Source organism: Sodalis ligni, from assembly GCF_016865525.2.
GTDB classification, from domain to species: Bacteria; Pseudomonadota; Gammaproteobacteria; order Enterobacterales; family Enterobacteriaceae; genus Acerihabitans; species Acerihabitans ligni.
Map to the genome: position 1 here is coordinate 3,229,834 of NZ_CP075169.1, position 13,548 is coordinate 3,243,381.

Annotated in this window: 11 protein-coding genes and 2 pseudogenes; 7 read left to right on the forward strand and 6 right to left on the reverse strand. The window is 53.6% G+C overall.

What is annotated here, in order from left to right; all coding sequences use genetic code 11:
• Positions 1-835: 835 nt before the first annotated feature.
• The 3 genes from tam to GTU79_RS15050 all read right to left on the reverse strand — a co-directional run bounded on the left by tam (position 836) and on the right by GTU79_RS15050 (position 3,389).
• Positions 836-1,612, reverse strand: a complete 777-nt coding sequence (gene tam, locus GTU79_RS15040; protein WP_203521339.1) for a trans-aconitate 2-methyltransferase — start codon at positions 1,610-1,612, stop codon at positions 836-838.
• Between the two features lie 81 nt (positions 1,613-1,693).
• Positions 1,694-2,260, reverse strand: a complete 567-nt coding sequence (smrA, locus tag GTU79_RS15045; RefSeq protein WP_203523058.1) for a DNA endonuclease SmrA — start codon at positions 2,258-2,260, stop codon at positions 1,694-1,696.
• Positions 2,261-2,549: 289 nt separating this feature from the next.
• Positions 2,550-3,389, reverse strand: coding sequence for a lactate/malate family dehydrogenase (locus tag GTU79_RS15050; RefSeq protein WP_253073299.1), 840 nt, complete (start codon positions 3,387-3,389; stop codon positions 2,550-2,552).
• A gap of 204 nt (positions 3,390-3,593) precedes the next feature.
• Here GTU79_RS15050 and fnr point away from each other — a divergent pair, with 204 nt between their 5' ends.
• Together fnr and uspE are read left to right on the forward strand one after the other, a co-directional pair.
• The gene (gene fnr / locus GTU79_RS15055; protein ID WP_132927736.1) at positions 3,594-4,346 is read left to right on the forward strand and encodes a fumarate/nitrate reduction transcriptional regulator Fnr; all 753 of its coding nucleotides are present in this window, start codon (positions 3,594-3,596) and stop codon (positions 4,344-4,346) included.
• 125 nt (positions 4,347-4,471) lie between these two features.
• Positions 4,472-5,425 carry a universal stress protein UspE gene (gene uspE, locus GTU79_RS15060; protein WP_214513099.1) on the forward strand — a complete coding sequence of 318 codons (954 nt, stop codon included), beginning with the start codon at positions 4,472-4,474 and terminating at the stop codon, positions 5,423-5,425.
• 213 nt (positions 5,426-5,638) lie between these two features.
• Here uspE and pntB read toward each other — a convergent pair.
• Both pntB and pntA read right to left on the reverse strand, forming a co-directional pair.
• Positions 5,639-7,026, reverse strand: a pseudogene (pntB, locus tag GTU79_RS15065) (Re/Si-specific NAD(P)(+) transhydrogenase subunit beta).
• 11 nt (positions 7,027-7,037) lie between these two features.
• Positions 7,038-8,567, reverse strand: a complete 1,530-nt coding sequence (pntA, locus tag GTU79_RS15070; RefSeq protein ID WP_214513100.1) for a Re/Si-specific NAD(P)(+) transhydrogenase subunit alpha — start codon at positions 8,565-8,567, stop codon at positions 7,038-7,040.
• Between the two features lie 327 nt (positions 8,568-8,894).
• On the opposite strand from pntA, the gene ydgH reads away from it, so the two are divergent.
• Positions 8,895-9,851: a DUF1471 family protein YdgH gene (gene ydgH / locus GTU79_RS15075; RefSeq protein WP_203521335.1), complete on the forward strand. Its 957-nt coding sequence runs from the start codon at positions 8,895-8,897 to the stop codon at positions 9,849-9,851.
• Between the two features lie 134 nt (positions 9,852-9,985).
• Here the strand turns inward: ydgH and GTU79_RS15080 are convergent.
• A pseudogene (locus tag GTU79_RS15080) lies at positions 9,986-10,410 on the reverse strand (hypothetical protein).
• Positions 10,411-10,662: 252 nt separating this feature from the next.
• On the opposite strand from GTU79_RS15080, the gene rstA reads away from it, so the two are divergent.
• The 4 genes from rstA to ydgU all read left to right on the forward strand — a co-directional run bounded on the left by rstA (position 10,663) and on the right by ydgU (position 13,489).
• Complete coding sequence (gene rstA, locus GTU79_RS15085) at positions 10,663-11,388, forward strand: two-component system response regulator RstA (RefSeq protein ID WP_203521333.1); 726 nt, start codon at positions 10,663-10,665, stop codon at positions 11,386-11,388.
• Positions 11,385-12,698, forward strand: a complete 1,314-nt coding sequence (gene rstB, locus GTU79_RS15090) for a two-component system sensor histidine kinase RstB (RefSeq protein ID WP_203521332.1) — start codon at positions 11,385-11,387, stop codon at positions 12,696-12,698. The genes rstA and rstB overlap by 4 nt, the downstream gene beginning before the upstream one ends.
• A gap of 218 nt (positions 12,699-12,916) precedes the next feature.
• On the forward strand, positions 12,917-13,255 hold the full coding sequence (asr, locus tag GTU79_RS15095) for an acid resistance repetitive basic protein Asr (RefSeq protein WP_132921471.1): 339 nt from the start codon (positions 12,917-12,919) through the stop codon (positions 13,253-13,255).
• 153 nt (positions 13,256-13,408) lie between these two features.
• Positions 13,409-13,489 carry a small membrane protein YdgU gene (ydgU, locus tag GTU79_RS31835; protein WP_476749682.1) on the forward strand — a complete coding sequence of 27 codons (81 nt, stop codon included), beginning with the start codon at positions 13,409-13,411 and terminating at the stop codon, positions 13,487-13,489.
• The last annotated feature ends 59 nt before the right edge of the window (positions 13,490-13,548 follow it).

Genomic DNA, 13,548 nt, shown 5'->3' on the forward strand with positions numbered 1-13,548 from the left:
AAATTACCCTGTTCATCCAAGGTAAGCCCTTGATGTAACGGCGGTCCGCCATACAGGATCCAAGATAAACATAATCGATGGCGTTTAATCGTCTGCTATCATTTATACATTCATAAGCGAGTTTCACTTTGACGCTGACACAATGTATGTTCGCCATTTTTCCGAGCGACGCAGCGGACGTTCGGTTGAACCGGGAATAGACACATCATACAAATTGCAGGCATTAAGGAGTCCGGCATTGAAAGAAATCTTTGCAAAAGGACTTTTCGCAGTTATATACCTTTTCCAGTTTCCGATATAGACAGGCATTAGCCTTCACCTTAAAATGATCTACATTACTCAATGTTTCCCGTCTACCATATTCATTACCGCTGTAACCAGGATTAATATCTTCTATTACTTTCATACCCTCCCTTAGTTGCATTATAATTATCGTCTTACTTTATTTGTTAAGCAAGGAAACACTATATTGACTATACAATAGGTACATAATAAAAATTTAGATATTTCGACTATAATGGAATTGCATTGCAATGTTATTCATCTTCGGTTCAATCTTCATGGCGCGCGGCGGTAAGATATGACATTATTTTTGCTGGTTAAGCATATATTTAACTTAGATAAGTATACGTTTTTGATGTGTGTTTATGGCAAGCGCGGTTCAAACGGCTATTTATAGTACTGGAAGTGATATATAACATTAATGAAGGGATTCACTATTTTAGCAAACGCCGGGTAGGTGGGAAAAATACCACGGGCACGGGATGGCGCTCTTACCTGAGAGCCATCGCCACCGATTGGTTTAGGCATCGGTTTAATAAGTGTCCTTACCGATTTATCGGCTCTTGCGGGCGACGATAAACAGCCGCGGATACGCCAGCAGCACGCTGCCGTCGACACGAGGAGGATAAGCGTCTTCAATGGCTTGCAGATATTTTTTCAGGAATTCCGGCCTTTGCTCATCGGTCAAGGGCTCCAGAAAAGGCCGCAGGCCGGTGGCGCGGACCCATTCCACAACGGCCTGGTGCGAGGGCATGACATGAAAATAGCTGGTCCGCCAGATATCCACCCGCTCGGCATGGGGTGCGAGCAGATCATAATACTCCGCCGCGCTCAGGATCTTGACCCTGACCTGGGCCGCTTCGCCGATGCGATCGCGCCACGGCCCTTCGTCAGCCACCCGGCGCATTTCCCGATGGCTGGGCTCCTGGCGATTATCAGGCATCTGTACCGCCAGGCTGCCGCCGGGCGTCACCATGGAAAACAACCGCGGGAACAGAATCTCGTGATCGGGCACCCATTGCAATGACGCATTGGCATAGACAATATCCTGCGCCGCCGCCGGTTGCCATCGCAAGATATCTTCCCGGCTGAAACGGCACGCCGGCAACCGCTGCCGGGCATGTTCCAGCATGGCCTCCGAGCTGTCTATGCCGGTCACCGTCGCCTGCGGGAATCGCTGGAATAATCCCTCGGTGGAGTTACCGGGACCGCAGCCGAGATCGGTCACCTGGCGGGGATTTTCCGTCTCGATGCGGGCGATGAGTTCCAGCGCGGGCCGGGTTCTTTCTGCTTCAAATTGGCGGTAGAGCTGCGGATTCCAGTCTTGCATGTAACGACCTCGTCTGAAAGAACTGCTTGGGGAATATGTCCCTTGCCACTGCCGGAAAACCCTACCGCCGGCACCCGGAGTTCAGCATTTGCGCCGGGCAAAGCGTTCACGGTTTTCACTGCTGGCGGCGGCGGATTTCTTCAACACCACATAACAGGCGCCGGTGCCGCCATGGGCGGGACGAGCGGCGCAATAGGCCTGCACCTGCTCAAACTGAGTCAGCCAGCGGGCGACCAGACTGCGGACAATATTGGCGTGACTGTTGTCATGGCGTCCTTTGCCATGGATGATAAGCAACGTACGTAACTGCTCCGACTGCATGCGGCGGATAAAGGCGAACAAATGCTGACGGCAGGTTTCCACCGGGGTACGGGTAAGATTCAGGCTGGCCTCAATGGCATAGCGTCCCTCACTCAGTTTATCCAGTACGCCCTGTTGAATGCCGTCCTGTTTATAGCTGAGGGGAACATCAAGGGGTAACGCGTCGATATAACCGGTGACGAGAAAATTTTCCGCGGCATCATCCGGTTCCTGCCGCCGGTCGCGACATGGGGGCTTATGCTGCAAAAAAACCACGTTGGATAAATCCTTTAGCGGTTTGACATCTTCCATGGCCTCTTTGAACAAATCGTTATCATCACCGGTCATCATTCGTCACTCGCGCTTGCTTGGCAGGAGCGGCGATGCAGCGGGCCCGCTCCCAACAGGTTGATACCGTTTTACTATAAACCGGCTATGGCGGGATTTCATCAGATTTGCCGATATTTAAGCAAACACCGGCAGAGGAATTTACCGTTAAACGTGGGAAACGAAACCTTGTATACCCACTAACTGCAACCTGAAGATGACGGGTATCGCGGGAACTATAAAGCAATAGTGCCGAACGCACGGTCTATAACCTTGGCGGAGGCTTCAAATGCCTGCTGCTCCTCTTCGGTTAAGGGCACCGCGACGGATTGTACAATACCGCCGGCGCCGACCACCGCCGGCCGGCCGATATACACCCCTGCCGTTCATCCCAAACGGAGACCGGGAAAACGGTACGCCCATCCGACAGTACCGCGTCCACCAGACGGGCGGCGGCGGTGCCGATACCGAAGCTGGTCCAGCCCTTGCCCTGCAAAATTTGCCAGCCGCCCGCACGCACCTGATCTTTCATCGCCGGCAGATCAAGAGGCTTGCCGGCATCAAACCCGCCGATGGGAACTCCGCCAATCCGTACCGTGCTCCAGGCGACAAACTGGGATTCTCCGTGCTCACCCATAACATACCCGTCCACGCTTTTCGGATCGACGGCAAAAAATTCCCCCACCACCCGCTTCATACGCGCGGTATCCAGCGATGTGCCGGTACCGAACACCCGGGACACCGGCAGCCCGCTGATATGCTGGATCAGGCGGGTGATGACATCGCAGGGGTTGGTGATATTAATGAATACTCCCTGAAAGCCGCCGGCCATAATGCGGGGTACCGCCTGCCCGACCGCCGCGCTGGTTTCCAACAGCTCCTCCATGCGATCTTCCCGCAGCGCAGAGGTGGGTCCTACCGCCATCACCACCACCTGGGCCCGTTTTAACGCGGCGTAATCATTCACCACAATATGCACGCGCGAGGACACCAGCGAGGCCATATCACGCAATTCCAGACCCTGGCTATGCGCTTTGGCTTCATTTTCGTCGATTAATATAATCTGATCGCATAACCCCTGAGTGACCAACGAAAAAGCCGTATCGGCGCCGACATGGCCCGCGCCGATGATTCCCACGATCCGCTGCATATCCTTTCTCCTGATTTTAAACGGGTTAATGGCTGGTTTTCGTTAACACTACTCCTTTAGCCGGTCAAAACCCAGCCGAAATACCCCTGTTGGTACGCTCGCGTTTTGACTAAATGTGCACCTGCGTCGTTGGACACTTTATCAACGACACGAAATGATGTTAAAATTGACCCAAATCAAGTAATGCATGAGCGGCGACATATGATCATCCAGGAAAAGCGTATTATCAGACGAATCCAGTCTGGCGGTTGTGCCATCCATTGTCAGGATTGCAGTATCAGCCAATTATGTATTCCTTTCACGCTTAATGAGCACGAGCTGGACCAGCTCGATAATATCATCGAGCGTAAAAAGCCGATTCAAAAAGGCCAGGCGCTGTTCAAGGCCGGCGATGAACTCAAATCCCTCTATGCTATCCGTTCCGGCACCATTAAAAGCTACACCATTACCGAACAGGGCGACGAACAGATCACCGGTTTTCACCTGGCGGGGGATCTGGTGGGTTTTGACGCCATCGGCGCCGGTCAGCATCCCAGTTTCGCCCAGGCGCTGGAAACCTCGATGGTGTGCGAAATACCGTTCGAGACCCTGGACGATCTCTCCGGCAAAATGCCCAATTTGCGCCAGCAGATGATGCGGCTGATGAGCGGCGAGATCAAAGGCGATCAGGATATGATCCTGTTGCTTTCCAAAAAGAATGCCGAAGAGCGCCTGGCGGCGTTTGTGTACAATCTTTCACGCCGTTTTGCCCAGCGGGGATTTTCTCCGCGTGAATTCCGGCTGACCATGACCCGGGGCGATATCGGCAATTACCTGGGCCTGACGGTGGAAACCATCAGCCGCCTGCTGGGCCGCTTTCAAAAGAGCGGTATCCTGGCGGTAAAAGGCAAATATATTACTATCGAAGACGGCGACGCGCTGTCTGAATTGGCCGGAACGCCGCAAAAAGTCGCCTGACGCCCGGCCGGATACGTAATTTTCTTATTTTATTGATCCGGCTGCGTTTCTCTTCTGTCCTGGTTTGCTTCAATGAGTTACTCTAATTTAACATTCTGTCGAGTTGCAGAAATGAGGAGACTCTCATGGCCAAGTATAACAATCTATTAGTAGCAATCGACCCAAATCAGGATGATCAACCGGCGCTTCGCCGTGCAGTTTATTTAGTGCATAAACTGGGCGGCACCATTAAAGCCTTCCTGCCCATCTATGATTTCTCCTATGAAATGACCACCCTGCTTTCCCCTGACGAACGCACCGCGATGCGTAAAGTTGTGATAAGCCAGCGCACCGCCTGGATTGAGGAGCAGTGCCAGCACTATATTCACAGCGGCGTGCCTATCGATATCAAAGTCATCTGGCATAACCGGCCGTTCGAAGCCATTATCCAGGAAGTCCTGGCCTTCAAACACGATCTGGTGCTGAAAATGGCCCATCAGCACGATCGCTTCGAATCGGTGATATTCACCCCCACCGACTGGCACCTGTTGCGCAAATGTCCCTGCCCGGTATGGATGGTTAAAGACCAGCCCTGGCCGGAAGGAGGCAAAGCCCTGGTGGCGGTGAATCTGTCCGGCGAAGAGCCCTATCACGATCCCCTTAATATCAAGCTGGTAACCGAAACCCTGGCGCTGGCGGAACAGGTTAATCAAACCGAAGTGCATTTGGTGGGCGCTTATCCGGTGACCCCCATCAATATCGCCATCGAGCTGCCGGATTTTGATCCCAGCGTCTATAACGATGCCATTCGCGGACAGCATCTGATCGCCATGAAAAGCCTGCGGCAAAAATTCCAGCTGGATGAAAAATTTACCCATGTGGAAAAAGGCCTGCCGGAAGAAGTTATCCCTGATTTGGCCGAGCATCTCGACGCCGGTGTGGTGGTATTGGGCAGCATCGGCCGCACCGGCTTTTCCGCCGCCTTTATCGGCAACACCACCGAACTGGTGATCGACCATCTGAAATGCGACCTGCTGGCCATCAAGCCGGACGACTACGTCTCGCCGGTCACGCTGGAAGCGGGCGATCAATACGAATAAAAAAGGCCCCGTTCGGGGCCTTGGAGCTTGTTGACAAAGTGCCCGGTCGGAACAGGCTGCCAGATCGTAAACACGCCGTGAATACATCCTTGTAGGCTCGATCCGCGCCTTCCATGGCGCGGACGGTTTACTCTTCTGGCAGCCTGTCCCGCCTTATTGACTCCGAGTGCGTTTGTCAGCAGTCTGAAAGGCCCCGGTAGGGGCCTTGTCAGCTTATAGCGCCCGCAGGATATCCTCGACGCTGGCTTTGGCGTCGCCAAACAGCATCTGGGTATTTTCCTTGAAGAACAGCGGATTCTGCACTCCGGCGTAGCCGGTGTTCATGGAACGCTTGAAGACAATGACGTTCTGCGCTTTCCAGACTTCCAGTACCGGCATGCCGGCGATGGGGCTGTGGGGATCTTCCTGCGCCGCCGGGTTAACGGTATCGTTGGCGCCGATCACCAGTACGGTATCGGTATCGCTGAAATCATCGTTGATTTCGTCCATTTCCAGCACCACGTCATACGGTACTTTGGCTTCGGCCGCAACACGTTCATATGGCCGGGCAAACGACCGGCAACGGGATGGATGCCGAACCGCACCTTCACGCCACGGGCAATCAGCTTATCGGTGATATCGTGCACCGGATATTGCGCCTGCGCCACCGCCATGCCATACCCCGGCGTAATGATAACCGAACTGGAGTTTTTCAGCAGTTCCGCCACTTCTTCCGCCGTGGTTTCCCGATATTCGCCCATTTCGGTGTCTTCGGCGCCGCCGGAACTGTCGGTACCGAAACCGCCGGCAATCACGCTGATAAAGGAGCGATTCATGGCCCGGCACATAATATAAGACAGTATCGCACCCGAGGATCCCACCAGCGCGCCGGTGACGATGAGCAGGTCGTTGCTGAGCATAAAGCCGGCCGCCGCCGCCGCCCACCCCGAATAGGAGTTAAGCATGGAGACCACTACCGGCATATCGGCGCCGCCGATGGAGGCCACCAGATGTACGCCGAATACCAGGGCAATCAGCGTCATCAGCAATAAGGCAATAGACTGCAGGGCCACGCTGTCGGTTCTGACAAACAGGACCAGCAGCAGGAAGGAAACAACCAGCGCCGCCAGGTTCATATGATGGCGAAAGGGCAACATCAGCGGGCGGGAGGAAATTTTCCCGCGCAGCTTTCCAAACGCCACGATGGAACCGGTAAAGGTAACCGCACCGATAAAGATGCCTAAAAAGACTTCGGTGAGATGGATATTGATCATCACCGCGTCCAGGATTTCACCATGATCGAGATAACTGTTATACCCTACCAGTACCGCCGCCAGGCCGACAAAGCTATGCAGTATCGCCACCAGTTCCGGCATTTCGGTCATCTCGACCTTACGCGCCAGATAAACGCCGATGCTGCCGCCGATAACCATGGCGACGATAATCCAGCCGATATTGCCGGCATGAGGCCCGACAATAGTCGCCAGCAAAGCAATCGCCATGCCGCAAACGCCAAACAGATTGCCCTGCTTTGAGGTTTCGTGTTTGGACAATCCCGCCAGGCTGAAAATAAATAAAATAGCGGCAACGATATAGGCCGCCGTCACTAATCCTTCAGACATGGGTTAACCCCTTAATTTTTACGAAACATTTTCAGCATGCGCTGAGTCACGGTGAAGCCACCGAAGATATTGATGCTGGCTATCAGTACGGCGATAAAAGACAGGAAAGAGACCCATCCGCCATGACCGATTTGCAATAACGCACCAACGACAATTATCCCGGATATGGCATTGGTCACCGACATCAGCGGGGTGTGCAACGCATGACTGACATTCCAGACCACGTAATATCCGACGATACAAGCCAGGGCAAACACGGTGAAATGCGACAGGAAGTCGCGGGGGGCAACGCTTGCCAGCCAGCCGAATAAAATAATCGCGATAGCGATCAGGATATATTTTTTCAGCGGCGAACCGGGTTTTTCCACCGGTTTCGCCAGGGGCGCCGCGGCCTTAGCCTGCTGCGGCTGGGCGGAAACCTGAATCGGCGGCGCGGGCCAGGTGAGTTCGCCATTTTTTACCACGGTAACGCCGCGGATCACGGTATCGTCGAAATCCACCACGATTTCGCCGTTTTTCTCTTTACACAGCAGCTTCAACAGATTGAGCAGATTGGTGCCGTAGAGCTGGGAGGATTGGGTCGGCAACCGGCTGGGTAAATCGGTGTAGCCGATGATACGCACGCCGTTTTCGGTCATGGTCACGGTATCGGCTACGGTTAATTCGCAGTTACCGCCGGTCTGTGCCGCCAAATCGACGATGACGCTACCCGGTTTCATGGAAGCGACCATCTCTTTGGTGATGAGTTTGGGCGCCGGTCTGCCGGGGATAAGCGCGGTGGTGACGATAATGTCCACGTCCTGCGCCTGGGCGGCAAACAGGGCCATTTCGGCTTTGATAAAGGCCTCTGACATCACTTTGGCATACCCGTCCCCGCTGCCGGCTTCTTCTTCAAAGTCCAGCTCCAGAAACTCCGCGCCCATACTGTTGACCTGCTCTTTCACTTCAGGACGGGTATCGAAAGCGCGGACAATAGCGCCCATGCTGCCTGCGGCGCCGATAGCGGCAAGTCCGGCCACCACGGCACCGATTATCATGACCTTGGCCGGCGGCACTTTACCCGCCGCCGTAATTTGCCCGGTGAAGAAACGGCCGAATTCATGAGCCGCCTCCACAATGGCGCGGTAGCCGGCGATATTCGCCATGGAGCTCAAGGCATCCATTGACTGCGCGCGGGAGATGCGCGGCACGGCATCCATCGCCATCACGGTGATATTATTGGTGGAGAGCTTCTCAAGCAAAGCCGGATTCTGCGCCGGCCAGATAAAGCTGACCAGGGTACAGCCGTTTTTGATTAAGGGTATTTCATCATCCGCCGGCGCGTTAACCTTCAGGATGATATCGGATTGCCAGACATCGGAGGCGTCTGTGATTGAAGCGCCGGCCGCTACAAAAGCGGCATCTTCAAAGCTGGCAAGTTTGCCTGCGCCGCTTTCAATCGCTACTGTAAATCCCAGTTTGAGCAATTGTTCAACGGTTTTAGGCGTTGCGGCAACGCGGGCCTCGTTGGCCAAGCGTTCTTTCGGTACACCAATACGCATAGCTGTCCCTTTTAACTGTTCTTTCTGAAAATAACCGTCATCCTGACCCAAGTGTCAAATGTGTCATACCGCAGACCCTGGGATCACCCTACAAGAGCCATACAATAACCTACTTAAAATAAAAACAGCGGTCTACAGATTGTGCCGGTTAAGCACTTTTTCAGTAAAAAAACCGGCATAGTTTACCGCTCTTTCGCAATTGTTATTCACACTGACATAAATTGCTGAGACACTTGCTATTATTACATGCCATAATCGGCAGCTAATCTGTTATACATCAACAGTTCAGCATGTTTAGCGTGAAAGCGTACGTCGAAAGGACTTTTTATGAAGCTGAAGATCACATTACTGGCATCTGCGTTATTGACGTTAACCACATTGTCGACGCAGGCCGCCCAAGAGCTGACACCTGAAAAGGCAGCCAGCCTGAAACCTTTTGACCGGGTCTATGTTACCGGTCATTTTAATTCTATCGGCGATGCCGCCGACGCCGTCTCAAGACGGGCCGATGAGGAAGGGGCCGCCTACTTTTACATTCAGGGCTACGGCGATAACAGCAGCAGCAGCGGCAACTGGCGAGTGGCCGCCGATATCTACCGTAAAGACGCGCCGTCTGCCTCCACCGCCACGCAATATCGGTACTATAACGGCGTAAAAGAACTTCCCAAGGACGAGGCCAACCTGCTCGAGCCTTACGATACCGTCACCATCAGGGGCTTGTTTCACAGCCAGCCTGATGTTAACGACGCCATCACCAAGGCCGCCAAAGAGAAAGGCGCCGCCTCATTTTATATTGTGAGGCAAATCGACGCTAACGAAGGCGGTAATCAAAGCATCACCGCCTTCATTTATAAAGCCGATGCGCCGAAACGCGTCCTGCAAAGCCCTGACGCCATTCCGGCTGACTCCGAGGCGGGACGGGCCGCGCTGGCCGCCGGCGGTGCCGCCGCCGCCAAAGTTGAAATACCTGGCGTAGCATCGTCCGGTACCCCCAGCTCCGCGGTGGGTCGCTTCTTTGAAACGCAGTCAACCACCGGTAAGCGTTACAGCGTCACGTTACCTGACGGCACCGTTATTCAGGAAGTCAATAATGTAACCGCCGCGGAAATGGTGCCTTTTGATTCGGTCACCTTTACCGGACACTATAACAGCACCACCGACGTCTCCGAGCAGGTTGCGCGTCTCGCGGCCAAGAAAGGCGCGAAATACTACCATATCACCCGGCAATGGGAACAGAATGCCAGCGGCGGCAACCTGACCGTCTCCGCGGATTTGTTCAAATAGTTATTGATTGATTGTTTGATAAACAGGGCGAGGATAACTCGCCCTGATTTTGTTGACTCAGTGCCCGGTCGGAACAGGCTGCCGGATCGTAAACACGCCGTGAATACATCCCTGTAGGCTCGATCCGCGCCAGCTCAGGCGGCCGGTATTTCCGGGATGGTCGTCAGTTGGATGGACAGCCGTTCGTCGTGCTGTTGCAATGAGAGATGATCGCCGAATTCATGTTGAATGGCGCCGATCTGACCTTTTTCCAACGCATAGGGTAACCGGATTTCAAAGCGGAAAATACCTTGCTGCTCCGCCAGGGCGATAAGGCGGATGATATTGGTTTCGTCGTTGACCTGTGTGGAAAGCACCTGCAGCGCCAAGGCCTTGAGCTGTTCCTGGTGGGTATGGGAATGTACGGGCGGGGTTTTGGTCACGATGCCGAAAATCGGCATGACGCCATAAATGGCATCAATGAAGCTCCAGCGCTTTTGCAGCTGGCGGATAAATAGTGCGTATAATCAAAGCAGAAACTTTCGCCCTGAACGCCAGCATCGAGCTGATATTTTGCCATTTTGCCCCATCCCCCCTCGCTGTCCCGGCGTAATCCCCGCCACACAATGTGCCGATAACTATAGCATAGGGTAATGAATAATAGGTGAATAGGCGGGCGGTTCAAGGGCAACAGAATAGTAATATTTTATTTATTATTTAGAGTATCTACCCTTCAGGACATTTCCTAACGCATATCCGATGGCGCAATAACGCCTCAGGCGGTATGCTCAGTACCATTTGTTTCACCTTATGTACGCAGATTATCGGCACAATGAATAAGATTGTTTTTGTTGAAGATGACACCGAAGTCGGCAACCTCATTGCAGCATGGCTCGGTAAACACGATTTCGAGGTTACTCTCGAACCGCGGGGAGATCGCGCCCAAGAGGTGATTATGCGTGAAAACCCCGATCTGGTGTTGCTGGATATCCTGCTGCCGGGCAAAGACGGTATGACGATATGCCGGGATTTACGCCCGGTCTACAACGGCCCTATCGTTCTGTTGACTTCCCTGGACAGCGATATGAATCATGTTCTGGCGCTGGAAATGGGCGCCAATGATTATATTTTGAAAACCACCCCGCCGGCGGTACTGCTGGCGCGGCTGCGTTTGCATCTGCGGCAGAGCGCCTTTGTTCCCCGCGAGGTATCTCCTGCGGCGGGCAGTACCGGCAGCGTGCTGCATTTCGGGCAGTTAAGTATCGATTTAATTAACCGGGAAGTGATTCTGGGCACAGAAACGGTTTTGCTTTCCACTTCCGACTTTGAACTGCTGTGGGAACTGGCGACCCACGCCGGCCAGATCATGGATCGTGAGGCGTTACTGAAAAATTTACGCGGCGTCAGCTACGACGGCCTTGACCGCAGCATCGACGTCGCCATTTCCCGGCTGCGTAAAAAACTCTATGACAATGCGCTTGAGCCCTTTCGCATCAAGACCGTGCGTAATAAAGGCTATCTGTTCGCGCCGAACGCCTGGGAGAGCGCCCGGCCATGAGGAAGTTGTTTATCCAGTTTTATTTGCTGCTGTTTGTCTGTTTTCTGGTAATGACGCTGCTGGTGGGCTTGGTTTACAAGGTCACCGCCGAACGCGCCGGCAGGAAATCCATGGATGACCTGATGAAGAGCTCCCTTTACCTGATGCGAAATGAGCTGCGCTCCATTCCTCCCCGCGATTGGAACAAGACCATCAATAAGCTGGACATCAATCTCTCCTTCAGTTTGCACATCGAACCGCTGAGAAAATATCAGCTCAACCCCGGTGACGACTTGCGGCTGCGCCGCGGCGAGATTGTCGCGCTGGACGACGAATACACCTTTATCCAGCGCATTCCCCGCAGTAATTACGTGCTGGCCGTGGGGCCGATCCCTTATCTGTTTTTCATTCATGAGATGCGCTTGCTTGACCTGGCGCTGCTGGTTTTTATCGGCCTGTCGCTGGCTCTGCCCGTATTTATCTGGATGCGGCCCCATTGGCAGGATATGCTCAGGCTGGAAACGGCGGCACAAAGGCTCGGCGCAGGCTTCCTGGATGAACGGACCCATTTCGACAGCGCTTCCAGCCTTTATCGGCTTGGGGTGGCTTTCAATCAGATGGCTGACAATATCAATACCCTGATTGCCAGTAAAAAGCAGCTTATTGATAATATCGCCCATGAACTGCGCACGCCGCTGGTGCGATTACGCTACCGGCTGGCCATGAGCGAAGGGCTGTCCACGGAAGAACAGGAACGGCTGAATCATGATGTCAGCCAGCTGGAAGGGCTGATAGACGAGTTGCTGACTTTTGCCCGTCTCGATCGTCCACAGGTGACCCTGAACCTGACGTCGGTGGATCTGCCGGGCTGGCTGGCTGAGAAGCTGGCCGATATCCGATTGGTGCACGGCGAGCGGGTGATTCATGAGGACATTCCCGACCAAGGGAATTTCGGTCAGGTGGATGCCCGGCTTATGGAACGGGTGCTGGATAATCTGGTGAATAATGCCCTGCGCTACAGTCAGCAAATGATCAGCGTGAAATTGGGAGTAGAAGACCAATACGGTTACCTGCAGGTGGATGACGACGGTCCCGGCATCCCCGAAAGCGAGCGCCAGCGGGTATTTGAGCCTTTTGTCCGGCTTGACCCCAGCCGCGATCGCAGCACCGGCGGCTGTGGACTGGGACTGGCCATTGTCCGCTCCATCGCCCAGGCCCATGACGGACAGGTGATCGCCGATACCAGCCCCCTGGGCGGAGCACGGTTGCTTTACCGCTGGCCGGTCAACAGCCATCCCCTCGCTATTCCGGTCATAAAAAGCCCCTTTTGACCTGAGGAGCCAGCTTTGCGTACCGTGCGCCAATGCTCCGCTGGTGAATGAATTCCCTAAAAGTATGTTGTAACTAAAAAGGTTAAATCCTCTATTGTACATTCGGTTACACGCCGATACCAAACACTCACGGACGCCATGGTTTTATTCCCCTATTGTGTGTTCACCGGCCCCGATCCGGGGTTGTAAATAGAAACCGCAATTCTGAGGATTTGACAATGAAAAAAGTACTTGCACTGGTTATTGCTGCTGCCATGGGATTGTCCAGCGCTGCTTTTGCCGCTGATACCACTACCTCTACTACTACCCCGGCGTCTACCACCACCAGCACCACGGTGACCAAGACTCCGGCTAAGACCGTAACTCATAAGAAACATGTTAAAAAAGCCAAGAAAGCACCGGCCCAGACTGCCCAAGCAGCCAAAAAACATGTGAAGAAAGCTCATAAGAAAGCCGCCCCGGCGCAAACTGCCCAGGCTGCTAAAAAACACGTGAAGAAAGCCCATAAGAAAGCCGCTCCGGCCGCTGCTGCAGCCACTACCACTCCGGCATCTTAATAACGGTTTAGCCTTAATCGGCTTACCGGACCGCGTGCGGGTTTAACCATAGAAGTGCGGCGGTAAAAGCTGAAGAAGTTGACATTTTAGCGGATTATCATTAGCTATTCGACACCCGGTTAACCGGGTGTCGGTTTCTTTAGGGTCTCGCCTATGCTGCGCCGCTACTTATATGAAATCATTTTAGGTTGCCTGATTCTTTGTGCGGTCATCAGCGCCTTCTTTTATATTTAATTGCTACATGCCCCCGCAGGTTCGTCGCGTGTTTTTGTGCTGATTAGCTATTTAGCGTC